Origin of the sequence: Rugamonas apoptosis (assembly GCF_014042355.1) — a bacterium.
GTDB lineage: Bacteria > Pseudomonadota > Gammaproteobacteria > Burkholderiales > Burkholderiaceae_D > Rugamonas > Rugamonas apoptosis.
On the sequence record NZ_JACEZU010000002.1, the window covers coordinates 304,117 to 329,637 of the forward strand.

Genomic DNA, 25,521 nt, shown 5'->3' on the forward strand with positions numbered 1-25,521 from the left:
ACCTCACACCCACCATGGCCGTAGCCGAAGAACGCGACATCGACGCAGCAGAGCAAGCGCCCGCGCCCGACGAGGCGGCGGAAAAGCTGCCCTTCATCCAGACGCCGATGGGCAAGAATTTCCTGCGCGGGGGCGCGGCCGCCGGCGTGCTGGCCGTGATCCTGGCCCTGTGGCTGTGGAACAAGCCGCCCGAATACGGTGTGCTGTTCTCCAACTTCACCGACCGCGACGGCGGTGCCATCACGGCCGAACTGGACAAGCTGAACGTCAAGCACAAGTTTTCCGAGAACGGTACCGCGATCCTCGTGCCCACCGAGCAAGTGCACGACATCCGCCTCAAGCTGGCGGCCCAGGGCTTGCCCAAGGGCGGCAACGTCGGCTTCGAATTGATGGAGAACCAGAAGCTGGGCGTGTCCCAGTTCCTGGAACAGGTCAATTACCAGCGCGCGCTCGAAGGCGAACTGGCCCGTTCGATCCAGTCGCTGGCGGCGGTGGAGTCGGCGCGCGTGCACCTGGCCTTGCCCAAGCCATCCGTGTTCGTGCGCGACCAGCAAAAACCGACCGCTTCCGTGCTGCTCAACCTGCACCCCAACCGCGTGCTCGACCCGCAGCAAACCAGCGCCATCGTGCACCTGGTGGCCTCCAGCGTGCCGGAACTGCTGCCGGCCAACGTGACGGTGGTGGACCAGGCCGGCAACCTGATCTCCGACCTGAACAAGAACGGCAACGCCGGCCTGAACGCCAAGAACATGGATGAGACGCAGCTCAAGTATGTGAAGGAGATGCAGAACGCCGTCATCAAGCAGGTCGAATCGATCATCATCCCCATCGTGGGCGAAAACAATGTGCGGGCTGAAGCGACGGCCGACGTCGACTTTTCCCAGGTCGAGCAGGCGGCCGAGACGTACAAGCCGAACTCGCCGCCGGCCGCCTCGGCCATCCGCAGCCAGCAGACCAGCGAGAGCGGCGGCGCCGGCAACACCAACCCGTCCGGCATACCGGGCGCGCTGTCGAACCAGCCGCCGGGCACGGCCACCGCGCCGCTGACGGCCACCGGCCCCGGCGCCACCGCGCCCGCCCCCGGCACCCCACCGGGCGCCACCAACGCCACCGGCAACGGCCAGAGCCACAAGGAATCGACCACCAATTACGAAGTCGACAAGACGGTGCGCTACGAGCAGCGCGGCATGGGCGGCCTGCGCCGCCTGACGGTGGCCGTGGTGGTCAACTACCGCCGCATCATCGACAAGAACGGCAAGGTCACCATCAAGCCCTACACGCCCGAGGAGATGGGCAAGATCAACGACCTGGTCAAGCAAGCCATGGGCTACAACCAGGACCGCGGCGACGCCGTCAGCGTGGCCAACTCGCCGTTTGACGGCGTGGACCGCCCGCACGAGCCGGCACTGGACTGGTGGCGCGATCCGGCCAACCTGCCGATGGCCAAGGAGCTGGCCAAGTTCCTCATCACGGCCCTGATCCTGCTGTACATCTTCCTGCGCATCGTGCGCCCGATGATGCGGCCCGTGTTCAAGAAGATCGACGAAATCAACGCGCCGGAGCCGGAACCGGAACCGGAGCCGGAACCGGTGGAACACGCACCGGATCCGGTCCTGATCGCGGAAGAGGAATTGCGCCAGATGGAAGAGAATACGGCCCGCTCCTATCGTGACAACCTGGCCATGGCCAAGAAACTGGCGGCCGACGATCCACGCATCGTGGCCAATATCATCAAAGCTTGGGTAGGCGCCAATGACTGAGAATACCGGACTGCAAAAAGCGGCCATCCTGATGCTGGCCATGGGCGAGACGGAAGCGGCCGAAGTGATGAAATTCCTGGGCCCGCGCGAAGTGCTCAAGCTGGGCGCGGCCATGGCCACCATGAAAAACGTGCCGCACGAACAAGTGGTCGACACGCTCGACAACTTCCGCGACGAGGTGGCGGCCGCCTCCACCGTGGGCCTCGATTCGGACGAATACATCCGCCAGGTGCTGACCAAGGCGCTGGGCGACGACAAGGCCTCCGTGCTGCTGTCGCGCATCCTGGGCGGCAAGGACGCGTCCGGCATCGAAAGCTTGAAGTGGATGGATTCCAATTCCGTGGCCGAGCTGATCCGCAACGAACACCCGCAGATCATCGCCACCATCCTGGTCCACCTGGAACGCGACCAGGCTTGCGAAATCCTGGGCAACTTCACCGACCGTTTGCGCAACGACGTGGTGCTGCGCATCGCCACCCTCGATGGCGTGCAGCCGGCCGCGCTGCGCGAACTGAACGACGTGCTCACCAAGCTGCTGTCGGGTAATGAAAACATCAAGAAATCATCGCTGGGCGGGGTCCGCGCGGCGGCCGAGATCCTGAACTTCATGAGCGGCGAGCAGGAAGGTTCGGTGATGGACAACATCAAGAACTACGACAACGACATGGCGCAGAAGATCATGGACGAGATGTTCGTGTTCGACAACCTGATCGATATCGACGACCGCGGCATCCAGCTGCTGCTGCGCGAAGTGCAGTCGGAAATGCTGATCATCGCGCTCAAGGGCGCGTCGCAGGAATTGCGCGACAAGATCTTCAAGAACATGTCGGCCCGCGCCGGCGAAATGATGCGCGAAGACCTGGAATCGAAAGGCCCCGTACGCCTGTCCGAAGTGGAAACCCAGCAGAAACAGATCCTGCAGATCGTGCGCCGTCTGGCCGACGAAGGCCAGATCGTGCTTGGCGGCAAAGGTGAGGATTCCTTCGTCTGATGGCTACCATTCCGAAAGAGCAGCAAACGGCGTTCCAGCGCTGGGAGATGACGTCGTTCGGCGACGAGCGGGCCAGCACGCTGGCCGCGCGCCAAGCCGAGCAGCAAGCGCTGGAAGCCCAGCACGCCCAGGAATTACAGGAACTGCAACTGCAACAAACCTTACTGGAACAGCAACAGCAATTGGCCGAGATCGGCCCGCCCCTGCCGCCGCCGCCCACCTACCCCAGCGTGGAGGAAGTGGAAGCGATCCGCGAGCAGGCCCGCCTCGACGGTTACGAGGAAGGCCACGCGGCCGGCCATGCGGACGCGCTGGCGCTGGGCAAGATCGAATCGGCCAAGGAACTGGAACACCTGCAAGCGTTGACGGCCTCGTTCGGCACCGCCGTGCAGCAGGCCGACCAGCTGATCGCCAACGACGTGCTGGAACTGGCGCTGCAACTGGCCAAGGGCATGCTCAAGACGGCGCTGCACGTGAAGCCGGAACTGGTGCTGCCCATCGTGCGCGAAGCGATCGAATACCTGCCCGTATTGCAACAGCCAGCGCTGCTGGTGCTGCACCCGGACGACGCGTCCGTCGTGCGCGAGGGCATCGGCGAGGAACTGGACAAGGGCGGCTGGCGCGTGATCGAGGACCCCAGCGTGGGCCGCGGCGGCTGCAAGGTCGACACGGCCAGCAACCAGATCGACGCCCAGGCCGCCTCACGCTGGCAACGCCTGACCCACGCGCTGGGCAAGGACGTGGACTGGCTGGCCTGAGATGGACGTGATGGAGCACCTGATGCCCGCCTCTGCCGACGACCCCAACGGTCCCGCCAATCCCCACAGCGGCCGCTGGCAAGCCTATCTGCACGACTGCGGCGCGCTGGCCGGCTTTGTGGAACCGATGCAAGTGTCGGGCCGCGTCACGCGCGTGGCCGGCCTGGTGATGGAAGCGGTCGGCCTGCGGCTGGCCGTGGGCGCCGCCTGCACCGTGCCCCTGCCCAGCGGCGGCAAGGTGGAGGCGGAAGTGGTCGGTTTCGAAGGCGAGCGCCTGTTCCTGATGCCGCAAAGCGACGTGGAAGGCATCGTGCCCGGCACCCGTGTCTTCCCGGTCGAGCCCGCCATCCCCCGCCCCGGCAGCGTGGCCCATCCGCGCCGCCGTCCCAGCGACCGGGCCCGCCACCTGCCCGTGGGACCGGAACTGCTGGGCCGGGTGCTCGATGGCGCCGGCCGTCCGCTCGACCAGCTCGGTCCACTGCACGCGCATGACAGCGCCCCCATCAACGTGCGCCCCGCCAACCCGCTGGGCCGCGCCCCCATCGTCGAAACGCTGGACGTGGGCGTGCGCGCCATCAACGCCATGCTGACCGTGGGCCGGGGGCAACGCATGGGCCTGTTCGCCGGTTCCGGCGTCGGTAAATCGGTGCTGCTGGGCATGATGGCGCGCTACACGGAAGCGGACGTGATCGTCGTCGGCCTGATCGGCGAACGGGGCCGCGAGGTCAAGGAATTCATCGAACAGATCCTGGGCGAGGAAGGCCTGGCGCGCTCGGTGGTGGTGGCGGCCCCGGCCGACACGCCGCCCCTGATGCGCTTGCAGGGCGCCGCCTATGCCACCGCCATCGCTGAACATTTCCGCGACCAGGGCCAGAACGTGCTCTTGATCATGGATTCGCTGACCCGCTACGCCATGGCCCAGCGCGAGATCGCGCTGGCCATCGGCGAGCCGCCCGCCACCAAGGGGTATCCGCCGTCCGTGTTCGCCAAGCTGCCGGTGCTGGTGGAACGGGCCGGCAATGGCGAGCTGGGTGGCGGCTCCATCACCGCCTTCTACACCGTGCTGACGGAAGGCGACGACCAGCAGGATCCGATCGCCGACTCGGCCCGCGCCATCCTCGACGGCCACATCGTGCTGAACCGGCGCCTGGCCGAGGCCGGCCACTACCCGGCCATCGACATCGAACAATCGATCAGCCGCGCCATGCACTCGATCACGTCGCACGAGCACCAGACCCAGGCCCGCAACCTCAAGCAACTCTTTTCGCGCTACGAGCGCAGCCGCGACCTGATCAGCGTGGGCGCCTATGCGCCCGGCACCGATCCCGTGCTGGACCAGGCCATCGCGCTGCACGACAAGATCGAACATTTCCTCCAGCAACAGATCACGGAACGGGTCACGATGAGCGAGAGCTTGGGGCAACTTACCTCGCTATTCGACTGATTGCCTGTCAGACAGGACGCCTATAATGCTTGATCATGGCATCCCAATCTCAACTACAAACGCTGATTGAGCTGGCGCAACGGGAAACCGACGACGCCGCCAAGCGGCTGGGCGCGGCCCTGAAAGCGGTGGCCGAGGCGCAAGAAAAGCACCAGATGCTGATCGGCTACCGGGACGAGTATGTCAAGCGCTTCGAAGCGGCCCAGGCCGCCGGCATCACGCCCATGGCCTACCGCAACTTCCAAGCCTTCATGGGCAAGCTGGACCACGCCATCACGGGCCAGCAGGAAGTGATACGGCACGCCGAACAGCGTAGCGCGCAGGAAAAACAGGCCTGGCAGGCCAGCGAGCGCAAACGCATGTCCTACGCCGCGCTCAACGAGCGGGCGGCGGCGGCCGCACTCAAGGTCGAAGCCAAGCGCGACCAGAAGCAGATGGACGAACACGCAGCACGACAGGCTTATTACAAACGCTGAAGACCCACGCTCCATTGAGCTCGGCGGCAACCAACCATAACGGCGCAACCATGCAAACTCCCATCCTTCCCCTGCCCACCATCGGCGCCAAGGCGGCCGCCGCACCCAAGGTGAGCTTGAACGCGAACGGCCAGGATAACCAGTTCCAGCGCGCGCTGTCGCGCGAGATGGAGCAGCGCCAGTCGGCCAACGGCAGCAACGCGCCCACCCGCACGCCCGAGCGCCAGCCGGCCGCGCCGGCCGCCCCGCGCCCAAGCGGCATGCCGACCCGCCAGGCCGGCGCGCCGGCCAAACAGAATCCGGCGCCCACGGCGCGCGCAGCGGACAGCTCGGTGCAGCCGGGCGCGAAAAGCGCGCCGCCGGCCACCACCACCAGCGCCGCGCCCGCCACCGGCAAGCCGGCCGACGACGACGACGCGGACAGCGCCCAAAGCGACGCCCAGGCCGCCCTGGATGGCCCCGTGGCCGACATGTTGGCCCTGGTGGCCGCCTTCAATCCGCCCCCCGCGCCCGCCACGGCCGCGCTGCCGGCGGCGCTCACGCAGGCGGCCCCGGCCGCGCTGGGCACCGACGCTGGCGCTGGCGCAGCTACCACCTTGCCCGACGCGGCCGACGCCACGTCCGCCGCCACCGTGACCGACCCCGCCCTGCTCCAGGCTGGCGCCGGCCAGGCCGCCGGCACGGAAGATTTTCAGGCCACGCTGACCCAGGCCGGCGCGGCCCTGGCCGGCGCCAAGGCGGATCCGGCCGCCGCCGGCCCAGCCGATGCCGCCGCCAGCGCCGCCGCCAGCGCGCCGGCCGGCGGCGACGCCACCCTGGCCCAGCTCAGTACCGTCGACGGCGCCAAGGCTGACGCTGGCGCCGACGGCGTCGGCCAGCACAAGCCCAAGGCGGCGCCAGCGGACAACGCCGCCGTGCAAGCGGGCGGCGAGCGGCCCGCGCCGGACAACGCCATCCCCGTCACGGTGGCCAAGGCCGCGCCGGCCGAAACGGCCGCCGCACTGAAAGCGGCCACGCCCGCGGCACCGGCACCGGCCGCCCCCCCGCTCGCCCCGGCCGCCGTGGCTGGCCTGGAAGTGGCCAAGGCGGCGGCTGCCGCCGTGCCGGCCGAACGGCTGCCGGCCCGGGTCGGCACGCCCGGCTGGGACCAGCAACTGGGACAGAAGATCGTCTTCATGGCCGCCGGCGGCGAGCAGAGCGCCACCATGGAATTGAATCCACCGGACCTGGGGCCAGTGCAGGTGGTGCTGAGCATCTCGAACGACCACGCCACGGTGGCGTTCTCGTCGGCCCAGCCGGAAGTGCGGCAGGCGCTGGAAGCGGCCGTGCCCAAGCTGCGTGAGATGATGGGCGACGCCGGCATCCAGCTGGGCAACGCTACCGTGTCGGCCGGCATGAGCAACCAGGACCAGGGCTTCCAACAGCAGGCCGCCTCGACCCAGTCGGGCCACGGTGGCGGCACCGGCCAGGGCGGTTCCCGCTTCGGCCGCGACAGCACCGAAGCGGCGCCGCGCGGCGCCGCGCCGGTCCGCCGCCTGCCGGCCGGCGCGGTCGACACCTTCGCCTGAGCACCCCGCCCCGGCACAACGGGGACAGGGCACAACATGGGGACGTAACACATTTTTAACAGAAAATGGTGTCACGTCCCCATTTTGCTGCGCATTGTTGTTTGTTTCATCAAGGAAACGTGGAGCAAGCCCCGCTTCCCCCCTCTTTTCCATCGATGCTGATGCGCAGTCTTTGCCGATAATGACATAATGACGGCGTGAACCACTATCGCATGACGCAAGGATTATTTTGAAAGCGAATCCCAAATTGAAGGCTGACCCCAAAGCGGATGCCGCACCGGCTGGCGGTGGCGGCAAGAAAAAGCTGATCATCATCGTGGTGGCGGCCGTGCTGGCGCTGAGCGGGATCGGTGGCGGCGCGGCCTGGTTTTTCCTGCACGGAAAAGCGGACGAGGAAGCACCGGCCAAGACCAAGCACAAGCAGGCCAAGTCCGGCCCGCCCGTGTTCGTGCCGATCGAACCGTTCACCGTCAATTTGCAGCCGGAAAACGGCGCCGACCAATACCTGCAACTGGCGTTCACGCTGCAGGTGTCGGGCCTGGAGGAAGTGGAACTGATCAAGAACAATATGCCCAAGGTGCGTAGCCGGCTATTGTTGCTGTTGTCGGGCAAACATGCGTCGGAAATCAATACGCCCGAAGGCAAGAAGCAACTGAGCGCGGAAATCATCGCCCAGGTCAAGGAACCGTTTGAAGACCACGGCGCGCCGCAAGACGTGACCGACGTTTTATTTACCTCGTTTATCATTCAGTAATACTGTCATGGCCGATAATTTTCTCTCCCAGGAAGAAGTCGATGCCCTGTTAAAGGGGGTCAACGGCGATCAGGACGACGCGCAGGCGCCGGAAGAAGTCGCGGGAGTCAGAACCTACAACCTGGCAACCCAGGAGCGCATCGTGCGCGGCCGGATGCCGACGTTGGAGATCATCAACGAGCGCTTCGCGCGCCTGTTGCGCGTCGGCTTGTTCAATTTCCTGCGCCGCAGCGCCGAAGTGTCGGTGGGCTCGGTGCGGGTGTCCAAGTACAGCGAATTCATCCGTAACCTGGTGGTGCCCACCAACCTCAACCTGGTGCACATGAAGCCGCTGCGCGGCACGGCCCTGATGGTGTTCGATCCGGGCCTGGTGTTCCTGCTGGTGGACAACCTGTTCGGCGGCGATGGCCGCTTCCACACCCGGGTCGAGGGCCGCGATTTCACCCAGACCGAGCAGCGCATCATCCTGCGCATCCTCGACATCGTGTTCGAGGCCTATACCAAGTCGTGGGAACCGGTCTATCCGGTCGAGTTCGAATACATCCGTTCAGAGATGAACACCCAGTTCGCCAACATCGCCACCCCCAACGAGGTGGTGGTGGCCTCCACCTTCACGGTGGAACTGGGTTCCGTGTCGGGCCAGATCCACTTCTGCATGCCCTATTCCATGATCGAGCCGATCCGCGACGCGCTCACCTCCAGCCTGCAGGGCGAGGCGCTGGAAGTGGATAAACGGTGGATCCGTCTGATGACGCAGCAGATCCAGATCGCGGAAGTGGAACTGGTGGCCTCGCTGGGCACGGCCCGCGTGTCGTTCGACGAAATCCTCAACATGCGGGTGGGCGACATCATCCCCCTGAACATTCCGGAAATGATCTCGGCCACGGTGGACGGGGTCCCCGTGATGGATTGCAGTTACGGCGTATTGAACGGACAATACGCGCTCAAGGTCGAGAAATTGCTGGCCAATGCCGATAACATCAAATAAGCGGTCCAGCGACTACAGCTACACAGGAGAGTAACATGTCGGATAATCAAGACGATCAAAGCTTGGATGATGATTGGGGCGCCGCGATCGCCGAGCAGGCCAAGGCCGAAGCCGAGGCGCTGCAGAACCAGCAGGCCGCCAGCGCCGCCGTGTTCCAGGACTTTTCCAAACAGCAAAGCAAGACGGAAACCCACAACGATATCGATTTCATCCTCGATATCCCGGTCCAGCTGACGGTGGAACTGGGGCGCACCAAGATCGCCATCAAGAACCTGCTGCAACTGGCCCAGGGCTCGGTGGTGGAACTGGACGGCCTGGCCGGCGAGCCGATGGACGTGCTGGTCAACGGCTGCCTGATCGCCCAGGGCGAGGTGGTGGTGGTGAACGACAAGTTCGGTATCCGCCTGACCGACATCATCACGCCGTCTGAACGTATCCGAAAACTCAATAAGTAATCAATGAAACCTGCCCTCCTCCTAGGCCTGCTGCTGGCGGCGCTGGCCGCCGCTCCCGCGCAGGCCCAGCGCAGCGTGTCGGGCACCATCGGCGCCGCCCCGGCGGCGCCCGCCACCGCGACGACAGCAACCACAGCAACCACATCGACAGTGGCGCCCGCGCCAGCCACGCCGGCTGGCGCCGCCGCCGCCGCTGCCCAGTCCGCGCCGCAGGATACGGCCGTACCGGCCGCGCCGGCCGCCGTCCCATCCGCCCCCCCGGCCGGCGCCCTGCCCGCCGCCCCCGCACGCGCGCCGTTGCCGGCCATGACGCTGCCGGCGCCGGCGCCGTCAGCCACCGGTGGCCTGCTGCAAAGCATTTTCGCGCTCGGTTTCGTGCTGGCCCTGCTGGTGGGCGCGGCTTGGCTGCTCAAGCGCTTCGGTCCCAAGTCCGTCACCGGCGGCGCCCATGTGCGCCTGGTGGGCGCGCTCAGCGTGGGCGCGCGCGAACGTATCCTGGTGGTGGAAGTGGGCGAACAGTGGATCGTGGTGGGCGCCTCGCCCGGCCGCATGAACGCGCTGGCCACCATGGCGCGCCAGCCGCACGACCCGGCCGACGACGCCGTGCTGGCGCCGGCCTTGCCCGGCGCCCAGTTCGCCGAATGGCTCAAACACACAATAGAAAAACGTAATGGCAAATAAGCAAGTCGGCCTGACGCCGGGCGCGGCATGCAAGTGGCTGCTCACGTTGGTGGTACTGGCGCTGCCGCTGTGGGCGGCGGCCGAACCGGGCATCCCGGCCTTCACCAGCACCCCGGCGGCCGGCGGCGGCACCAGCTACACGCTGCCGATCCAGACCATGCTGCTGATGACGGCGCTGTCGTTCATCCCGGCCGCGCTGCTGATGATGACCAGCTTCACCCGCATCATCATCGTGCTGTCGCTGCTGCGCCAGGCGCTGGGCACCCAGTCGGCCCCGCCCAACCAGGTGATGGTGGGGCTGGCCCTGTTCCTGACCCTGTTCGTGATGGGGCCCGTGTTCGACAAAATTTATACGGAAGCCTACCAGCCTTTGCAGGAAAACAAGATCACCATGGGCCAGGCGATGGACAAGGGCGTGGCCCCGCTCAAGGAATTCATGCTCAAGCAGACGCGCCAGGCCGACCTGGCCCTGTTCGTCAAGCTGTCGCGCACCCCGGCCCTGCAAGGTCCGGAGGATGTGCCGCTGCGGGTCTTGATCCCGGCCTTCGTCACCAGCGAGCTCAAGACGGCGTTCCAGATCGGTTTCGCCATCTTCATCCCCTTCCTCATCATCGACATGGTGGTGGCGTCGGTGCTGATGTCGATGGGGATGATGATGATGTCGCCGGCCGTGATCTCGCTGCCGTTCAAGCTGATGCTGTTCGTGCTGGTCGATGGCTGGCAATTGCTGCTGGGTTCGCTGTCCCAGAGTTTTTACTGACGAGGCCGCAAGATGACTCCGGAAAGCGTCATGACGATGGGCCGCCACGCGATGGAGGTGACCTTGATGATCGCCGCCCCGCTGCTGCTGGTGGCGCTCGTCATCGGCCTGGTGGTGAGCATTTTCCAGGCCGCCACCCAGATCAACGAAGCCACGCTGTCGTTCATCCCCAAGCTGGTCGGCATTTTTGTCGCGCTGGTGGTGGCCGGACCGTGGATGCTGGCCGTGATGCTCGATTACATGCGGGAAGTGTTCAGCGGCATTCCTGGCCTGGTGGGCTGAGGCGGCCATGGCAGGACAGAGCAGCACAGGCGGGCGCGCATGATCACGCTGACCACGGCCGAGATGAATACGTGGATCGCGGCGCTGCTGTGGCCGCTCACGCGCATCCTGGGCTTGATCGCGGCCGCGCCCCTGTTCGGCAACTCGGCCGTGCCGGTCACCATCAAGGTGGGGCTGGGCGTGCTGCTGGCGCTGATCGTGGCGCCGGCCGTACCGGCCCTGCCGGCCACCGATCCGCTGTCGCTGGCCGGGCTGCTGATCCTGGCGCAAGAGTTGCTGGTGGGACTGGCGATGGGGTTTTCCATCCGTATCGTGTTCGCGGCCGTGGAAATGGCGGGCGAGATCGGCAGCCTGACCATGGGCCTGGGGTTCGCCACGTTTTTCGATCCTAACACCCAGGGCCGCTCGTCAGCCATCAGCCAGTTCCTGGCGCTGGTGGCCACCATGGGTTTTTTGGCCGTCAACGCGCACCTGGTGCTGCTGTCGGCCCTGGTGGAAAGTTTCAACAGCCTGCCGGTGTCGGCCCGGCCCCTGTATGGGGGCGGCTTCAAGCAGCTGGCGGACTGGGGCAGCATCATTTTCAGCACCGGGGTGCAACTGTCGCTGCCCATCGTGGCCGCTTTATTGATCACCAACGTGGCGCTGGGCATTTTGACACGGGCCGCGCCGCAACTGAACTTGTTCGGGATCGGGTTTCCCATCACCTTGGGTGTAGGTCTGCTGGTGATCGCCATGTCGCTCCCCTACCTGGCGACACCCATGCAAAACCTGTTCCTGGAAGGCATAGAACGGGCCCGGCTCCTGCCGCGCACGTGGTCGCAACGGCAAGATGCGATCAAGACGCCCACCTCACCATTGACGCCGCAGCGTCCACCCGGCCAACATCCCTAGCCGGTCGCGCCACCATGGGGCGCCGCGGGTCAGCTGATATAGTTGAACAGGGACAGGCCCGACAGCGTTTTGAACGATTTTTGCGCCGCGTCCAGGGTGATTTGCTGCTGGGTAAATGCGGAAATCGCCTTGACGGTATCGACATCCTGCAAGTCCGACAGCGTGGACGCGTATTGCAGGTTCAAGTCATCGCCCGCGCTGTCGAGGTAATCGAGCTCCTTCAAGCGCGAACCGACCTCGGCCCGCACCGACAGCACGTTGTCGAGCGAGTTGTCGATGCTGGCATTGGCCTGGTTGAGCTTGTTGGTCAAGCTGGCCTGGCCGGCGGCACCGTCGCCGGGTGCCCGCAACGTGCTGATCAGGTCGGTCAGTGTGGTGAACACCGACTGCCGGGTGGAAGGCTGGACCGTGAACTGGTCCAGGTCGGCCGGCGCCCCCTTGATGTCGAACTGCATGCCGTCGAACGTGATGTTCTGCCCGCTAACGTAGGGAATCGGCGTGGCCGGCACCGGCGCTGGCGGCACCGGCTGGTTCAAAGTCAGGTCTGTCACGGTGTAGGTGGTCACACTGGGCACCCCGGGCGTGGCCGGCGTGACGGCGAAGTCGAGTTGGTACTGGTGGCCCGTCAGCAGGGTGGGATCCTGGACCGAACCGGGCGAAATGATGCCGCTGCCGCCGCGCGCATAGTTGCCCGCAGCGGCGCCCGTCAGGAAGGTGCCATTGCCGTTGATATTGTTCTCGAACACGGACGAACCGGAGTCGCTGATGGCCAGCTTGCGGGTCGAGCCCACTTGCAGTTCGCGCTGGCCCTGGTCGCCCTGGTAGGCGGCGCCGGTGGCCGTCTGGGTGAACGGCAAGGTGGTCGATTTGTAGCCCGAGAACAAATAACCGCCGGCGCCATCGGCCGTGTTGGCGATGCCCAGCAGATCGGTGAGCCGCCCTTCCAGTTCCACCGCCAGCGATTCGCGGTCCTTTTGCGTCATCGAGCCATTGCCGGCGTTCACGGTCAGCGTCTTGACGTCCTGCAGCAGGCTGGTGGTGCTGGTCAGCGCCACCTCTTCCTGGCCCAGGCTGCTCTTGGCGTTCTGGCGGTTGGTCACCAATTGGGTGTTGATCGATTGCGACTGCGTCACCTCCAGCGCGCGCGCGGTGGCGATCGGGTCGTCGGCCGCCGTCAGGTTCTTGCGGCCCGTGGACAGTTGCTGCTGGGTGCGCGCCAGCGAGGTCTGCAGGGTGCCGATCTGGTTGACCCCGATGTCATAAATCGTCTTGGAGCTGATGCGCATGTTCATGATGCTATCCTGTCAAAAAATTCTCAGCCGCCCAGGTTCATCAACACGTCGAACAACTGGCCGGCCACCTGCATCACCTTGCCGCACGCCTGGTAAGCCTGCTGGTAACGCAGCAGATTGGCCGCTTCCTCGTCCAGGTTGACGCCCGACACGCTCTGCTGGGCATTGGTGGCCTGCTGCACGGCCGCATCGCTGGCCTGGCCGCTGATCTGGGCTTCGCGCGTCTTGTTGCCCACGAAGTTGACCATTTGCGCATACGAGGACTGGAACGTGGCGTTGCCGCCATCGAGCACATTCTTGGTCTGCAAGCCGGCCAGCAACTGGCCATTGCGGTTGTCACCCACGCCCGCCGTGTTGGGGCCGACGATATAGGTATCGTTGTCGGCCGGGGCGCCGCTGATGGAAAAATTAACGCCGCCAAAACTGATGGCCGCACCGTCCGTGTACGGGATCGACGGCGTGCCGGCCGGGTACAGGGTGGGCACGCCGTTGACAGTCACCGTCACGTCCTGCGCCGGCGGAAAGCCCGACAGCGTATTGGCCGCCTTGTTATAGCTCAGCGTCACGGGCGCCGCCAGCGCGTTGCCCGGCGTCAGATAGTTGACGTCCACGCTGCCGGCGCTGATCTTGGCGCTACCCACATTGGTGGTGGGCGCGGAGGTGCTGATGGGAGCGGCCAGCGCCACCTTGGTACGGTCGCTCAGCACCACCTTGAAATTGGCGGCCGCGCTGTAGGTCGGGCGCACCAGGAAATCGTCGCCCGCTTGCGGCGCGCCCGTGATCGTGTAATCGACCCCGTCGATGGTTTGCGGCACCGCTTGCGGGAAGGGGTTGATCTGGGTCTTGGTGCCGTCGGACTGGCGGGTCACATAGAAATTGGTGCCGTCGTAATCGACGCTGTAATCGCTGGCCGTGAGCTGGCTGGGGTCCGACACGACGGCCGTCACGTCGGCCGTGCTGAGCGGCGAATTGCGGGTGCTGGCCGCCACCGACGCCTGCACCGGCGCGAAGAAGTCGCCGCCCAGGGCGCCGTTCTGGTCCTGGCCCAGGTGATGCTGCTGGTTGAACGCGGTGGCCATGCCGGCCGCCACTTGGCCCAGCTCATTTTGCGCCTTGTCCAGTGCGCCGCTGCGAAAGTCCAGCAAGCCGCCCAGCTGCCCGCCCGCGAACACGCTCTCGGGCAAGGCGCTGACGACGTTGCCAACCTGATAGCCCACCGTCACGCGGGTGACGTCGGTGGGCGAGGTGGTGGTGGCCAGCGAAAAATTATGGTTGCCCACCACCAGCGGCTGGCCGGTGCCGATTGACACGGTCAGCATGTGGTTTTCGCCCGGAATGACGGTGGTTTTGACCAGCTTGTTCAATTCCGTCAACAACTGGTCGCGGTGGTCCAGCAAATCGTTGGGCGCCTTGGACGGGTCGCTGCTGAGGCCGGCAATACTGTCGTTCAGGGCCGCGATCTGGCTGGCGTAGGAATTGATCTGGGTGACGGTGGACGTGACCTGGCTGTTGACGCCGTCGCCGATCTCCGACAGGCGCGCGCTCAAGCCCTGGAAACGGGCGGCCAGCGAGTCGGCGCTCGACAGCATGGCCTGGCGCGAGGCGGCCGAGGCCGGATTGGAGGCCGCGTCATGCACCCCGTTGAAGAAATCCTGCATGGCCGGCGACAGGCCGGCCGTGGGATCGGCCAGCAAGTTGTCGATCTGGCTGATCTGCGAAAAATACGTGTCCAGCGACGCCTTGGTGGTTTCCGCGCCGCGCAACTGGTTGTTCAGGAAGTCGTCGTAATAGCGCTTGACCTGGCTCACCTCGGTGCCGGTGCCGACGAAGCCGAAACCCATGTCCTGGGTGCCGGTGTCGGCCTGGATCGCCACCTGGCGGCTGTAGCCGGCCACGCTGGCGTTGGTAATATTGTTGCCGGTCGTGGATAAACCGACCTGGGCCGCCAATAAACCGCTTTTTCCGATGCTCAGTAGGGACATGATGTGTTCTAACGCTCTGTGTGGTTAATTTACGGCGGCGCGGCGCAAAACTTGAACCGGGCCCGCCGCCATGCCGTCAGCCGACCAGCGAATGCTTGATGATGTTGGTCAGCTTGCGGGCGTAATGGGGGTCGGTGGCGTAGCCGGCCCGCTGCAAGCCGTGGGCGAAGCTGCTGGCGTCGCCCGCGCTGGCCAGCACTTTTTCATAACGGGGATTGCTGGCCAACAACTTGGCGTAATCCTTGAAGCTGTCGCCATAGCTGTCGTAGGCGCGGAACCGTTCCACCCGGGTCTGGGCCTTGCCATTCACATATTCCGTGGTGACGGCCTCGGCCACCTTGCCCTTCCAGTCGGGGCCGGCCTTGATGCCGAACAGGTTGTGGCTGTTGCTGCCGTCGCGGCCCTTGATCTCGCGTTTGCCCCAGCCGCTCTCCAGCGCCGCCTGGCCCAGCATGAACTTGGCCGGAATGCCGGTGGCGCGGCTGGCCTCTTCCGCGTGGGCGCCCAGCTTGGCCTGGAAATTGCGCACATGGGGGGCGGTGCTGCCCTTGGCCGCGTCGCTGGCGGCGTCGGTGGCGCTGGTGCCGGACGTGCTGGCGCCGGCCGCGCCGGCGCCGCCGGCGGCCGCGATGGCCCGCTGCAGCAGGGCCGGGTCGAAACGGCTGCTGGCGGCCGGTGCGGCCGGCGTGGCCCCGTCCGTGGCCGCGCCCTCGTTGCCGATCGCCAGCGCCTGGGTATTGGCCGCTTGCTGCGACAGTTGCCGGATCAGCACGTCGGCCAGGCCGATGCCCTTCTTGGCGATGCTCTGGCTGGTCTGCTGGTCCAACATGGTGGTGAACATCTTGCTCTGCTGGCTGTCGAGCATGCCGTCCTGGGGCGTGGCGTCGCGCATGCTCTTCATCATCATGTTGACGAACATGGCTTCGAACTGGGTGGCCGCGCTTTTCAGCGCCTCGGGCGAACCGGCCTTGGCCGACTGGCGCAGCGCGCCCATGCCCTGCACGTCGAGCGCGAGCTTGCCGCTCAGGTCGTTTTGGGTGTTCATGGGCGTGTCCTTAAATGATTTCCAGCTCGGCCCGCAAGGCGCCGGCCGCCTTCATCGCTTGCAGGATGGCCAGCAAATCCTGGGGCGTGGCACCGATCGCGTTGAGCGCCTTGACCACCTCGGCCAGCGAAGCGCCGCCCTTGACCAGCATCACCTTACCGCTGTCTTTCTTGATGTCGACCTGGGTATTCTGGGTCACGGCCGTGCGCCCGCCCGACAAGGCGTTGGGCTGGCTCACCTGCGGTTCGGCCGTGACGGCGATCGACAGGTTGCCGTGCGAAATGGCACACGTGTCGAGCGTGACGGCCTGGTTCATCACCACCGAACCGGTGCGGGCGTTCATGATCACCTTGGCCGCCTGCGCCGCCGGGTTGACCTGCATGTCCTGCAAGGTACCGATGAACGTCACGCGCTGGTCGCTGCTGCTGGGCGCCTGGACCCGGATCACGCGCCCGTCGAGCGCGTAAGCGATGCCGGGGCCATACTTGTCATTGATGGCTTCGACGATGCGGCTGGCCGTCGAGAAGTCCGTGTTGTTGAGCTCCAGCTTGATCATATTGTTCTCGCCGAGGGCCGAGGCGACGGCCCGCTCCACGGTGGCGCCGCCCGAGATCTTGCCCACGCTCAGGTGGTTCACCTGCAGCGAATTGCCGCCGGCGGCCACGCCCACGCCGCCCACCAGCACATTGCCCTGGGCCATGCCATAGACCTGGCCATCGGCGCCCTTGAGCGGCGTCATCAGCAAGGTGCCGCCGCGCAAGCTCTTGGCGTTGCCCATGGACGAGACGGTGATGTCAAGCGTCTGGCCCGGCTGGGCGAACGGCGGCAGCGAGGCCGTCACCATCACGGCCGCCACGTTTTTCAGTTGCAGACTGGAGGCGGCCGGCAAGTTCACGCCCAATTGCTGCAGCATGGACACCACGCTTTGCACCGTGAACGGGGTTTGCGTGGTCTGGTCGCCGCTGCCGTCCAGGCCCACCACGAGGCCGTAGCCGATCAACTGGTTCTGGCGCACGCCGGCGATGCTGACCAGGTCCTTGAGGCGCTCGGCGCTGGCCAGCGGCGCGGCCAGCAAGGCGGCGCCCAGGCCCAGCACGGTGGCGGCGCGGCGGAAAAGAGTGAGAGTATTCATGATCAGAAAGGCAGCAAGCTCTGGAAGAAGCGCGACGCCATCGACGTCATTTCAGCCCGGTCGATCTGGCTGTTGGTGCGGTACTCGACCCGGGCGTCGGCCACGGCCGTGGACGCGACCGTGTTGCCGGTGGCGATGTTGTCGGGATTGACCATGCCCGAGAAGCGGATGAATTCCGTGCCCTTGTTCATGGCGATCTGCTTCTCGCCGGCCACGATCAAATTGCCGTTGGCCAGCACTTCGACCACGGTCACGCCCATCGTACCCGTGAACGTGTTGCTGGCCGACTGGTTGTCGCCGTCCGCATACTTGCTGGCGCTGTTGGCGGCCACGGTGGCGCCGAACGTGCCTTGCAGCGGATGGGGCACGCTGGCGCTGACGCTGCCGGACTTGTTGCCCGAGCTGGCGCCGGCCTTGACGGCGGCCGTCTTTTCCGTGATGACCAGGGTCAGCACATCGCCCACGTGGCGCGCGCGGCGGTCCTCGAAGATGGGGCGGAAGGCGGCCGGCTGGTAAATGGCGCCGTTGTTGGCCACGGCCTGCTCGGCGGCCAGCGGACGCGAGGTCAGCGGCGTCTGCACGATGGTGGTGGGAATGGCCGTGCAGCCGGCCAGTGCGGCGGCGCCCAGCGTCAGGACCATGGTGGCGAAGGTTTTCATGGCGCCTCCTTACATCTGCGTCAGTTTTTGCAGCATCTGGTCGGAGGTGGTGATGGCCTTGCTGTTGATCTCGTAGGCCCGCTGGGTCTGGATCATATTGACCATCTCCTCCACCACGCTCACGTTCGACGTTTCCACGTAGCCTTGCATGATGGTGCCGGTGCCGTTGGTGCCGGGGGTGTTGGCTTGCGGATTGCCCGAGGCGCCCGTTTCCACGTACAGGTTCTCGCCCTTCGATTCCAGCCCGGTGGGGTTGATGAAGGTCGACAACTGGATCGAGCCGATCTGGGATGGCGCCGTCTGCCCCGGCAGCGTGACGGACACGGTGCCGTCGCGGCCCACGGTGATGCTGGTGGCGTTGATGGGAATGGTGATGGCCGGCTGCAGCACGAAGCCGCTGGAGGTGACCATCTGGCCGTTGTTGTCGCGTTGGAAGGAGCCGTCGCGGGTGTAGGCGGTGGTGCCGTCAGGCAGCAGCACGTTGAAGAAGCCATTGCCGTTGACCATCAAGTCCTTGTCGTTGCCCGTCGATTGCGGATTGCCCTGGGTGAAGATGCGCTCCACCGCCACCGGCCGCACACCGGTACCGATCTGCATCCCCGAGGGCAAATTCGTCTGCTGCGACGACTGGGCGCCCGGCTGGCGCACATTTTGGTACAGCAAGTCCTCGAACACGGCGCGCGATTTCTTGAAACCGTTGGTGCTGACGTTGGCCAGATTATTGGACGTCACGTCCATCTGCGTCTGCTGCGCCTCCATGCCAGTCTTGGCAATCCAAAGTGAACGTATCATTTGCTTCTCCCAGTCGCTTGGATCGCGGCGGCCGGTACGACCGCTGCTTATCCCATGCCACCATTATGGAGCAGCAACACTCAACTCAAAGCGAGGATCTGGGTGGCTTTTGCGGCGTTATTCTCGGCGTTCTTCAGCAAGCTCATTTGCATTTCGAACTGGCGCGCCAGGCTGATCATGTTGACCATGGAATCGACCGCGTTCACGTTGCTGCCTTCGAGCGCGCCATCGACCAGCCGCACGGACGGGTCGTTATCGGCCGTCACGCCGCTGTTCAGGCGGAACAAACCATCGTCGCCGCGCACCATGGCCTTGGGGTCGGGATTGACCAGCTTGATACGCCCCAGCACGTTGGCCGGCCCCGGCTTGAAGTCGGTGGAGATGGTGCTCACCGTGCCGTCGCTGGCGATCGACACGCTCGTATCGGGCGGCACCGCGATCGGGCCGCCGTCGCCCTGCAGGGTCTGGCCGCTGGAGGTTTGCAGCAAGCCGTTGTCGCTCACCTTCAGACTGCCGTTGCGGGTATAGGCTTCCGAACCGTCGGCCGATTGCACGGCGAGCCAGCCGTCGCCGCGCAGCGCCACGTCGAGCGCGCGGCCGGTGGTCTGGATCGGGCCGGCGCGCATGTCGGCGCCGGCCGTCGTGTCGACCACGAAGGTACGGGTGGGCAAGCCTTCCGACATCACGGGCACGGCCCGGAACGCGTCGAGCTGGGCCCGGAAGCCGGTGGTGGTGGCGTTGGCCAGGTTGTTCGACACGGTGGACTGCTGGTCCAGCACGTGGCGCGCGCCAGTCATGGCGGTATAGACGAGACGGTCCATGGTGTTCGGTGACTCCGGTAAGGGGCTGGGCGCGGCCGGCTGGCCGCGCCCCTGCCGTCAGGCTAGGTTTAACGCAGGTTGACCAGGGTCTGCAGCACCGAATCCTCGGTCTTGATGGTCTGGGCGTTGGCCTGGTACACGCGCTGGGCCGTGATCATGTTGACCAGCTCGGCCGTCAAGTCCACGTTCGAGGTTTCCACCGAACTGGCGCGCAGACTGCCCAGGCTGCCCGCGCCGGGCACGCCCACCTGCGGCACGCCGGAGTTGGAGCTCTCGGCCCAGGCGTTGTTGCCCAGCGGCGTGAGGCCGTTGACGTTGGCGAAATTGGCCAGCACCACCTGCGCCAGCGGACGCGATTTACCGTTGCTGTACTGGCCCAGGATCACGCCGTCGGCGCCGGCCGCGAAGCGTTCCAGGTGGCCCGACGAATAGCCGTCCTGGGTCGACGCTTTCTCGCTGGTGCTGCTGCCGTATTGCGTGGTGCCGACCCAGTTGGCCTTGATGGTGAGCGGCTGCAGCGAACCCGTGTCCGGGAAGATCGGCAGGCTGATGGTCATGGGCAGGGTTTGCGGCACGGGCAGGTTGGCCATGGCGGCCGCGCTCAGCGCGCCATTGTTGTTGAACACCAGGCTACCCACTTTCACGGCCGGCACCCCGACGGCGGCCGCCAGCGCGGCATCGATCTGGTCCAGGTTGGTGCCGGTCTTGGTGCCGGCGCCATTGACGGGATCGTAAGCGGCCTGCAACGTGGCGAGCTGGGCGGCGCTGGCGCCGGCCGCCGTGGCCGCCGCCAACATGACCGGGCCGGCCGCCTGGGCATAGGCCAGCGCGTCGGCGTCGATGGTCGCTTGCACGGGAGGCAAGGCGTTGACGTCGGTCTGGTACTGCAGCCGCGCCGCCTGCACCCCGGGGTCGGCCAGGATCGACGTGGCCACGGTCTTGGCCGTGATCTCGGTGCCATCCACGCCCGCATACACGTCCCAGTTGTTGGCGCCCGTCTTGACGTAGTAGGTCGACATGGTGTGGGCGTTGCCCAGGCTGTCGAACACGTCGAGCACGGTCTGCTTGTTGTAGGTGAGCGGATCGTTGGCGTCGAACGGCACCTTGGTCGGCGCCAGCGTGTTGGAATTGAGGTTGAGCGAGAAGTTGGCCTGGGTGGTGGCCACCGGCGTCAGGTCGGACGAATCGATGGTGATCGGCACCGGCGCGCCCTGCAGGATCACACCCGAGGAATTGGTCAGGAAGCCCGTCACCTGCGCGCCCTGGGCGTTGATCAGGGTGCCGTTCTTGTCGAGCTGGAACTGGCCGTTGCGCGAATACTGGATCGCGCCGTCGACCGAGGTGCGGAAGAAGCCGCCGCCATTGATGGAGATGTCGAGCGGGTTGTTGCTGGTCTCGATATTCCCCTGGGTGAACTGCTGGGCGATCTGGGACACCGACACGCCGATACCGGCGTTGTTGCCGCTCACGCCATTGAGCGAATTGGCGTACAAGTCGGCGAACTGGGCCTGGGAACCTTTGAAGCCTACCGTACTGGCGTTGGCGATGTTGTTGCCGATCACGTCGAGCGATTTAGACGCGCCGTTCAGGCCGCTGAGTCCTTGTTGGAACATGGTATTCCCCTATCTGATGAGGTGGCTTACAAAACTGGTTGAACGTTGAGGTTGTTTCAAAATGACCGTGGCGCGGCGTGGCGACGACGACAGTGCGCTTGCACGGCGAGGCGCCACAACGACGCCACGGGCTTGTTGAAACGACCTCCTTAGAGCACTTGTTTGATGTCGGCCATATTCAGCTGGCCGATGGCGGGCACGTTGAGCTTGACGCCAGCGCTGCCGGTGGACACGCTGGCGACAGTGCCGAACGTCAGGGCGGTGGCGTCCTTGAGCGCCTTGCCGCCCGAGGTGGCCGTGACGGAGAACGAATATTTGCCGTCCGGCGCGACCGTGGTGCCGTCGTCCAGCTTGCCGTCCCACACCAGCGGCAAGGTGCCCACGTCCACGCCCTTCATGGCGATGCTGTGCACCACGGCGCCGCTGCTGTTCTTGACATCGATCTGCACACTGTCGGCGGGGGTGGCCAGGTCCACGCCGAACACGGCCTTGCCGCCGGACAGGGCCAGCTGGTTGCCGGGGGCCAGCACGCCGTGGTTGATCAGGTTGGTGGCCTGCATCGCCTCGCTGGACTGGTAGCTGGACTTGAGCGACTCCAGCGTCGTGTTGAGCTTGTTGACGCCTGTCACCGTCGACAGCTGGGCCAGCTGGCTGGTCACTTGCGCGTTGTCGAGCGGATTCAAGGGGTCCTGGTTCTTCAACTGGGTCACCAGCAAGGTCATGAATTTGTCGGTGTCGGCCTGGGTGCTGTCGGTGGCCGTCGCCTTTTTGGGGTTGACGGCGTTCAGCAAACTGTCCGAAATGGGGGCGGCGGTGGATACGCTCATGATGATCTCTTTCTATGTCCGGCTTACTGGCCGATGGTCAGGGTTTTCAGCAACAGGGTCTTGGCCGCGTTCATGGTTTCCACGTTGGTCTGGTAGGAACGCGAGGCCGACAACATGTTGACCATTTCATCGACCACATTGACGTTGGGCATGGTCACATAACCCTTCTCGTCGGCCAGCGGATTCTTGGGGTCGTACTTGAGCTTCATGGGCGATTGGTCCTCCACCACCTGGCGCACCCGCACCCCGGTGGAGGCGCCGCCCTCGGTGGCCGGGGTGGCTTCGAACACCACCTGCTTGGCGCGGTAAGCTTCGCCGCTGGCGCTGGTGGCGCTGTCGGCGTTGGCCAGGTTGCTGGCCACCACGTTCAGGCGCTGGGCCTGGGCGCTCATGGCCGAACCGGAAACATTGAAGATACTGAACAGCGACGACATGATTAATTACCTCCCTGGATGGCCGCCATCATTTCCTTGATCTGGGCGTTGATCATCGTGATGCCGGCCTCGTAGCGCAGCGCGTTATCGGCGAACTGGTTGCGTTCCACATCCATATCCACCGTGTTGCCGTCCACGGCGCCCTGCACCACGCCGCGGTACAGCAGCGGGGTACCGTCCGGCAGGGCCGTGCCATCCTTGGCCGGGGCCGGATAGTGGCGCGCCGCCGTGGTACGCAAGGGCGCCGGCGCACTGGCGGCCATGGCGCTTTGCAGCGCGCTGGAAAAATCGATGTCACGGGCCTTGTAGTTAGGGGTGTCGCCGTTGGCGATGTTGGACGCGAGCACCGTCTGGCGCTGCGAGCGCAAGCTCAGCGCGGCTTCGTGAAAGCGCAGGTAATCGTCGAGTTTCCCTAACATGACAGGCTCCTAAGCGTGCGTCCGGCCGTTGCAGGCTGGACGAACTGGTGATGACAGGAGCCATGATACGGCCGCTTGCCCGGCGGCAATCGAACGATAAAGCCGTGCTTTTCCGCCCTATTCCGGGCTTGCCCGCTGGCGCGCCGGACTATCATGGCATCATTCCAGGAACCTCCACACCATGAAACCACTGTTACTCACCACCTTGCTGCTGGCCTTGTGCGCCCATGTTCCCGCCGGCGCCGACACGGGCGCCGGGCGCCAGGATGCGGCCGCGCTGCGCCATAGCGTGGAACAATTCCTGCAAACGCAAACGGCCGGCTTGCCGGGCCAGGCCAAGGTGACCGTGGGCGCGATCGATGCCCGTATGGCCCTGCCCGCCTGCCCGGCGCCGCAAGCGTTCCTGATGCCCGGCAGCCGGGCCTGGGGCAAGACCACGGTGGGCCTGCGTTGCACGGCGCCCCTGTGGACCATTTATGTGCAGGCCAACGTGAGCGTGGTGGCCGATTACATCGCCAGCGCCGTGCCGCTGGCCCAGGGCCAGACCATCGAAGCGGGCCAGCTGGTGGCCGTGCAGGGCGATTTGACAACCTTGCCACCCGGCATAGCCACCGACATGGCCCAGGTGGTGGGCCGCTATGCCAACGTATCGCTGCCGTCGGGCACGCCGCTGCGGCTGGACACGCTCAAAAGCCGGCCCGTGGTGCAGCAAGGCCAGCTGGTGCGGCTGGTATCGAGCGGCAACGGTTTTTCCGTCTCGGCCGAGGCGCGCGCCGTGAGCACTGCCGGCGACGGCCAGGTGGTGCAGGTAAGAACGGCTGGCGGGCAACAAATTAGCGGGATCGCCAAAGCGGGCGGCCTGGTGGAAGTCGCGTTCTGAAGAAATATGGGTCGTATGCGGCAAGACGCTAAAGTTTATTCAAGCGACGCCGTTATAGACTCATATCCCGGAGTCCAGGACTTCGATCAGACGAGGATGATGCTGTGAAAATCAACGATACACTCAAGAGCACCCCCGGCTTGCCGGCGTCGCCTGCCGGCACGTCCAACGCCCGCGGTGCCGATAAGGCGGCCGCGACCCCGGCCACGACGGACAATGTACGCCTGTCGCCGCAAGGCCAGGCATTGGCGGCCAGTGCGGCCGGCGGCGCCAGCGCCGTGTTCGACACCAAGAAAGTCGAACGCATCAAGCTGGCCATCGCCGACGGCCAGTTCCAGGTCAATTCGGAAAAAGTGGCGGACGGACTGCTGGACACGGTCAAGGATCTGCTGCACTCAAGGAAACGTTAGGACTCATCATGCAAACCGTCGACCCGATGCACCTGCTGCGCGAAGAACAGCGCCTCATGACGTCCCTGCTGGAAGTGCTGAAGCAGGAGCAGCAGCATCTGGTGGCCGCCAACATTGACGGCTTGACGGCGCTGACGCCGGAAAAATCAGCCCTGGTCGGCCAGATGTCGACCCTCGCCAAGCAGCGCCACGGCGCGCTGGGCACGGCCGGTTTCGCACCGCAGGAAGCGGGCATGACGCAATGGATCGCCGCCTGCGGCGATAGCACGGCCGACGCCTTGTGGCAAACCCTGCTCGCGCAGACGCGCGAAGCGAAAGAACTGAACCGCATCAATGGCATGTTGATCAACAAGCACATGAGCCACACGCAAGGCGCGCTGCAAGCGCTGCGCCCGCGCGCGGCCGCCAGCAGCAGCTTCTACGGCCCCAGCGGCCACGCCACCACCTCCACCACCAGCCGCGGCTTCTTCGCCGGCTGAGCAAAACACAGCAAAAAAAATCGGGGACAGCCCCCATTTTCACCTGCGGATTGCGCACTCCCCGATGTTCCCGACGCCGTTCTTCCCGGGTTGGGAACGCCTGCGCGAGCGTGAAATATTATTTCATCCTCACGCCTGAAATGAACAAATATTTCATGGCTTGATGACGGGTGCCGGCAATTCCGTGACCGTGTCCGGCAGCCCGGACAGGATGGTGACGGCCACCCGCCGGTTGCGGGCCCGGCCCTCGAGCGAGGCGTTGGACGACACGGGATGATTGGCAGCATGGCCGACGGCCGTCAGCCGGGTGGGCGCCACGCCGGCGTCGATGAACAGCCGCACCACACTGGCCGCCCGCACCGACGACAGTTCCCAGTTCGACGGATACAAGGTGTTGCGGATCGGCTGGTTGTCCGTGTGCCCTTCCACCTGTACGTCGTGGCTGTCATCCTTGAGCAGCACGGCCACAGCCCGCAACGCCTCGGTCGACTCGGCCGTCAGGCGCGCGTCACCCGGATCGAACAGCACGCTGGCGTTGATCTCCACGCTGACCCCGCGACTGTTCTGCGTGACCCGCACTTTGCCTTCCTTGACCAGTGGCGCCAGCGTGGACAACAGATCCTGCGCCAGCTTGGTCATGTGTTCCTTTTCCTTGCGCAGCAATTCCGTGCGGCGGCGCAGGCCGGGATTGGGGATGGGCAGGTTCTGCACCTGGGTGGTGACGGGCTTGGCCGCGCCGGCGCCGCCGAAAGCGTCGCCGAGCGCGTCCGAGAACACCTTGTACTTGCCGATATTGACCGAGGACACGGCGTACAGGACGACGAAGAAGGCGAACAGCAGCGTGATGAAATCGGCGTACGAGATCAGCCAGCGCTCGTGGTTCTCCGGTTCGTCGTCGAACTTCCTGCGCGCGCGCCGGTACTGCATA

The 25,521-nt window shown here is 65.4% G+C and carries 28 protein-coding genes; 16 read left to right on the forward strand and 12 right to left on the reverse strand.

Annotated features, from left to right (window positions below):
- Positions 1-14 precede the first annotated feature (14 nt).
- The 13 genes from fliF (at position 15) to fliR (ending at position 11,808) form a co-directional block, all read left to right on the forward strand.
- Positions 15-1,760: a flagellar basal-body MS-ring/collar protein FliF gene (fliF, locus tag H3H39_RS05060; RefSeq protein WP_182152218.1), complete on the forward strand. Its 1,746-nt coding sequence runs from the start codon at positions 15-17 to the stop codon at positions 1,758-1,760.
- The gene (gene fliG / locus H3H39_RS05065) at positions 1,753-2,751 is read left to right on the forward strand and encodes a flagellar motor switch protein FliG (protein WP_182152219.1); all 999 of its coding nucleotides are present in this window, start codon (positions 1,753-1,755) and stop codon (positions 2,749-2,751) included. The genes fliF and fliG overlap by 8 nt, the downstream gene beginning before the upstream one ends.
- The gene (locus H3H39_RS05070) at positions 2,751-3,509 is read left to right on the forward strand and encodes a flagellar assembly protein FliH (RefSeq protein WP_182152220.1); all 759 of its coding nucleotides are present in this window, start codon (positions 2,751-2,753) and stop codon (positions 3,507-3,509) included. The genes fliG and H3H39_RS05070 overlap by 1 nt, the downstream gene beginning before the upstream one ends.
- A gap of 22 nt (positions 3,510-3,531) precedes the next feature.
- Positions 3,532-4,953: a flagellar protein export ATPase FliI gene (gene fliI / locus H3H39_RS05075; RefSeq protein ID WP_182152221.1), complete on the forward strand. Its 1,422-nt coding sequence runs from the start codon at positions 3,532-3,534 to the stop codon at positions 4,951-4,953.
- A 35-nt stretch (positions 4,954-4,988) separates the two neighbouring features.
- Positions 4,989-5,429, forward strand: coding sequence for a flagellar export protein FliJ (gene fliJ, locus H3H39_RS05080; RefSeq protein ID WP_182152222.1), 441 nt, complete (start codon positions 4,989-4,991; stop codon positions 5,427-5,429).
- A gap of 50 nt (positions 5,430-5,479) precedes the next feature.
- Positions 5,480-6,997 carry a flagellar hook-length control protein FliK gene (locus H3H39_RS05085; RefSeq protein ID WP_182152223.1) on the forward strand — a complete coding sequence of 506 codons (1,518 nt, stop codon included), beginning with the start codon at positions 5,480-5,482 and terminating at the stop codon, positions 6,995-6,997.
- Positions 6,998-7,226: 229 nt separating this feature from the next.
- Positions 7,227-7,751 carry a flagellar basal body-associated protein FliL gene (fliL, locus tag H3H39_RS05090; RefSeq protein WP_375540404.1) on the forward strand — a complete coding sequence of 175 codons (525 nt, stop codon included), beginning with the start codon at positions 7,227-7,229 and terminating at the stop codon, positions 7,749-7,751.
- Between the two features lie 7 nt (positions 7,752-7,758).
- Positions 7,759-8,739 (forward strand): flagellar motor switch protein FliM, encoded by a 981-nt coding sequence (fliM, locus tag H3H39_RS05095; RefSeq protein WP_182152224.1) that lies wholly within the window; start codon positions 7,759-7,761, stop codon positions 8,737-8,739.
- Between the two features lie 35 nt (positions 8,740-8,774).
- Positions 8,775-9,194 (forward strand): flagellar motor switch protein FliN, encoded by a 420-nt coding sequence (gene fliN / locus H3H39_RS05100; RefSeq protein WP_182152225.1) that lies wholly within the window; start codon positions 8,775-8,777, stop codon positions 9,192-9,194.
- A gap of 3 nt (positions 9,195-9,197) precedes the next feature.
- Positions 9,198-9,875 (forward strand): flagellar biosynthetic protein FliO, encoded by a 678-nt coding sequence (gene fliO, locus H3H39_RS05105; protein WP_182152226.1) that lies wholly within the window; start codon positions 9,198-9,200, stop codon positions 9,873-9,875.
- Positions 9,865-10,635: a flagellar type III secretion system pore protein FliP gene (fliP, locus tag H3H39_RS05110; protein ID WP_182152227.1), complete on the forward strand. Its 771-nt coding sequence runs from the start codon at positions 9,865-9,867 to the stop codon at positions 10,633-10,635. Before fliO ends, fliP begins: the two co-directional genes overlap by 11 nt.
- A 12-nt stretch (positions 10,636-10,647) precedes the next feature.
- A complete protein-coding gene (gene fliQ / locus H3H39_RS05115) occupies positions 10,648-10,917 on the forward strand; it encodes a flagellar biosynthesis protein FliQ (protein ID WP_182152228.1) in 270 nt (89 codons plus the stop codon).
- 39 nt (positions 10,918-10,956) lie between these two features.
- Positions 10,957-11,808 (forward strand): flagellar biosynthetic protein FliR, encoded by an 852-nt coding sequence (gene fliR, locus H3H39_RS05120; RefSeq protein ID WP_182152229.1) that lies wholly within the window; start codon positions 10,957-10,959, stop codon positions 11,806-11,808.
- Positions 11,809-11,837: 29 nt separating this feature from the next.
- Here the strand turns inward: fliR and flgL are convergent, their stop codons facing one another.
- The 11 genes from flgL to flgB form a co-directional block, all read right to left on the reverse strand.
- Positions 11,838-13,100, reverse strand: coding sequence for a flagellar hook-associated protein FlgL (gene flgL / locus H3H39_RS05125; protein ID WP_229217874.1), 1,263 nt, complete (start codon positions 13,098-13,100; stop codon positions 11,838-11,840).
- Positions 13,101-13,123: 23 nt separating this feature from the next.
- The gene (flgK, locus tag H3H39_RS05130; protein ID WP_182152230.1) at positions 13,124-15,082 is read right to left on the reverse strand and encodes a flagellar hook-associated protein FlgK; all 1,959 of its coding nucleotides are present in this window, start codon (positions 15,080-15,082) and stop codon (positions 13,124-13,126) included.
- Positions 15,083-15,158: 76 nt separating this feature from the next.
- Entirely contained in the window at positions 15,159-16,127 is a 969-nt protein-coding gene (flgJ, locus tag H3H39_RS05135) for a flagellar assembly peptidoglycan hydrolase FlgJ (protein WP_182152231.1), read from the reverse strand.
- 10 nt (positions 16,128-16,137) lie between these two features.
- Positions 16,138-17,259, reverse strand: a complete 1,122-nt coding sequence (locus tag H3H39_RS05140; protein WP_229217875.1) for a flagellar basal body P-ring protein FlgI — start codon at positions 17,257-17,259, stop codon at positions 16,138-16,140.
- Between the two features lie 2 nt (positions 17,260-17,261).
- A complete protein-coding gene (locus tag H3H39_RS05145) occupies positions 17,262-17,918 on the reverse strand; it encodes a flagellar basal body L-ring protein FlgH (protein ID WP_182152232.1) in 657 nt (218 codons plus the stop codon).
- A gap of 9 nt (positions 17,919-17,927) precedes the next feature.
- The gene (gene flgG / locus H3H39_RS05150; RefSeq protein WP_182152233.1) at positions 17,928-18,710 is read right to left on the reverse strand and encodes a flagellar basal-body rod protein FlgG; all 783 of its coding nucleotides are present in this window, start codon (positions 18,708-18,710) and stop codon (positions 17,928-17,930) included.
- Between the two features lie 80 nt (positions 18,711-18,790).
- On the reverse strand, positions 18,791-19,531 hold the full coding sequence (flgF, locus tag H3H39_RS05155; protein ID WP_182152234.1) for a flagellar basal-body rod protein FlgF: 741 nt from the start codon (positions 19,529-19,531) through the stop codon (positions 18,791-18,793).
- A 68-nt stretch (positions 19,532-19,599) separates the two neighbouring features.
- The gene (locus tag H3H39_RS05160; protein WP_182152235.1) at positions 19,600-21,144 is read right to left on the reverse strand and encodes a flagellar hook protein FlgE; all 1,545 of its coding nucleotides are present in this window, start codon (positions 21,142-21,144) and stop codon (positions 19,600-19,602) included.
- 149 nt (positions 21,145-21,293) lie between these two features.
- A complete protein-coding gene (locus H3H39_RS05165; RefSeq protein WP_182152236.1) occupies positions 21,294-21,971 on the reverse strand; it encodes a flagellar hook assembly protein FlgD in 678 nt (225 codons plus the stop codon).
- Positions 21,972-21,994: 23 nt separating this feature from the next.
- Positions 21,995-22,405, reverse strand: a complete 411-nt coding sequence (gene flgC / locus H3H39_RS05170) for a flagellar basal body rod protein FlgC (RefSeq protein WP_182152237.1) — start codon at positions 22,403-22,405, stop codon at positions 21,995-21,997.
- A gap of 2 nt (positions 22,406-22,407) precedes the next feature.
- Positions 22,408-22,824 carry a flagellar basal body rod protein FlgB gene (gene flgB / locus H3H39_RS05175; protein ID WP_182152238.1) on the reverse strand — a complete coding sequence of 139 codons (417 nt, stop codon included), beginning with the start codon at positions 22,822-22,824 and terminating at the stop codon, positions 22,408-22,410.
- Between the two features lie 181 nt (positions 22,825-23,005).
- Between flgB and flgA the strand changes: the two genes are divergently transcribed.
- From flgA to H3H39_RS05190, 3 genes are all read left to right on the forward strand, one after another.
- On the forward strand, positions 23,006-23,704 hold the full coding sequence (gene flgA, locus H3H39_RS05180) for a flagellar basal body P-ring formation chaperone FlgA (protein ID WP_182152239.1): 699 nt from the start codon (positions 23,006-23,008) through the stop codon (positions 23,702-23,704).
- A gap of 104 nt (positions 23,705-23,808) precedes the next feature.
- Entirely contained in the window at positions 23,809-24,114 is a 306-nt protein-coding gene (gene flgM / locus H3H39_RS05185) for a flagellar biosynthesis anti-sigma factor FlgM (RefSeq protein ID WP_182152240.1), read from the forward strand.
- Positions 24,115-24,122: 8 nt separating this feature from the next.
- A complete protein-coding gene (locus H3H39_RS05190) occupies positions 24,123-24,593 on the forward strand; it encodes a flagellar protein FlgN (protein ID WP_182152241.1) in 471 nt (156 codons plus the stop codon).
- 153 nt (positions 24,594-24,746) lie between these two features.
- Here H3H39_RS05190 and motD read toward each other — a convergent pair whose 3' ends face one another.
- Positions 24,747-25,520: a flagellar motor protein MotD gene (motD, locus tag H3H39_RS05195; RefSeq protein WP_182152242.1), complete on the reverse strand. Its 774-nt coding sequence runs from the start codon at positions 25,518-25,520 to the stop codon at positions 24,747-24,749.
- Position 25,521: the final 1 nt, after the last annotated feature.

Excerpts from the sequence above, each read along its gene's own strand:
- fliJ (WP_182152222.1), top strand. The coding sequence starts at position 4,989 with ATGGCATCCCAATCTCAACTACAAACGCTGATTGAGCTGGCGCAACGG.
- flgA (WP_182152239.1), top strand. The coding sequence starts at position 23,006 with ATGAAACCACTGTTACTCACCACCTTGCTGCTGGCCTTGTGCGCCCAT.
- fliP (WP_182152227.1), top strand. The coding sequence starts at position 9,865 with ATGGCAAATAAGCAAGTCGGCCTGACGCCGGGCGCGGCATGCAAGTGG.
- H3H39_RS05140 (WP_229217875.1), bottom strand. The coding sequence starts at position 17,259 with ATGAATACTCTCACTCTTTTCCGCCGCGCCGCCACCGTGCTGGGCCTG.
- flgL (WP_229217874.1), bottom strand. The coding sequence starts at position 13,100 with ATGAACATGCGCATCAGCTCCAAGACGATTTATGACATCGGGGTCAAC.
- fliQ (WP_182152228.1), top strand. The coding sequence starts at position 10,648 with ATGACTCCGGAAAGCGTCATGACGATGGGCCGCCACGCGATGGAGGTG.
- H3H39_RS05070 (WP_182152220.1), top strand. The coding sequence starts at position 2,751 with ATGGCTACCATTCCGAAAGAGCAGCAAACGGCGTTCCAGCGCTGGGAG.
- flgJ (WP_182152231.1), bottom strand. The coding sequence starts at position 16,127 with ATGAACACCCAAAACGACCTGAGCGGCAAGCTCGCGCTCGACGTGCAG.
- fliF (WP_182152218.1), top strand. The coding sequence starts at position 15 with ATGGCCGTAGCCGAAGAACGCGACATCGACGCAGCAGAGCAAGCGCCC.
- fliN (WP_182152225.1), top strand. The coding sequence starts at position 8,775 with ATGTCGGATAATCAAGACGATCAAAGCTTGGATGATGATTGGGGCGCC.
- fliM (WP_182152224.1), top strand. The coding sequence starts at position 7,759 with ATGGCCGATAATTTTCTCTCCCAGGAAGAAGTCGATGCCCTGTTAAAG.
- flgF (WP_182152234.1), bottom strand. The coding sequence starts at position 19,531 with ATGGACCGTCTCGTCTATACCGCCATGACTGGCGCGCGCCACGTGCTG.
- fliG (WP_182152219.1), top strand. The coding sequence starts at position 1,753 with ATGACTGAGAATACCGGACTGCAAAAAGCGGCCATCCTGATGCTGGCC.
- H3H39_RS05085 (WP_182152223.1), top strand. The coding sequence starts at position 5,480 with ATGCAAACTCCCATCCTTCCCCTGCCCACCATCGGCGCCAAGGCGGCC.
- fliR (WP_182152229.1), top strand. The coding sequence starts at position 10,957 with ATGATCACGCTGACCACGGCCGAGATGAATACGTGGATCGCGGCGCTG.
- flgC (WP_182152237.1), bottom strand. The coding sequence starts at position 22,405 with ATGTCGTCGCTGTTCAGTATCTTCAATGTTTCCGGTTCGGCCATGAGC.
- flgG (WP_182152233.1), bottom strand. The coding sequence starts at position 18,710 with ATGATACGTTCACTTTGGATTGCCAAGACTGGCATGGAGGCGCAGCAG.
- H3H39_RS05165 (WP_182152236.1), bottom strand. The coding sequence starts at position 21,971 with ATGAGCGTATCCACCGCCGCCCCCATTTCGGACAGTTTGCTGAACGCC.
- flgK (WP_182152230.1), bottom strand. The coding sequence starts at position 15,082 with ATGTCCCTACTGAGCATCGGAAAAAGCGGTTTATTGGCGGCCCAGGTC.
- fliI (WP_182152221.1), top strand. The coding sequence starts at position 3,532 with ATGCCCGCCTCTGCCGACGACCCCAACGGTCCCGCCAATCCCCACAGC.
- fliO (WP_182152226.1), top strand. The coding sequence starts at position 9,198 with ATGAAACCTGCCCTCCTCCTAGGCCTGCTGCTGGCGGCGCTGGCCGCC.
- flgB (WP_182152238.1), bottom strand. The coding sequence starts at position 22,824 with ATGTTAGGGAAACTCGACGATTACCTGCGCTTTCACGAAGCCGCGCTG.
- H3H39_RS05160 (WP_182152235.1), bottom strand. The coding sequence starts at position 21,144 with ATGTTCCAACAAGGACTCAGCGGCCTGAACGGCGCGTCTAAATCGCTC.
- H3H39_RS05190 (WP_182152241.1), top strand. The coding sequence starts at position 24,123 with ATGCAAACCGTCGACCCGATGCACCTGCTGCGCGAAGAACAGCGCCTC.
- motD (WP_182152242.1), bottom strand. The coding sequence starts at position 25,520 with ATGCAGTACCGGCGCGCGCGCAGGAAGTTCGACGACGAACCGGAGAAC.
- H3H39_RS05145 (WP_182152232.1), bottom strand. The coding sequence starts at position 17,918 with ATGAAAACCTTCGCCACCATGGTCCTGACGCTGGGCGCCGCCGCACTG.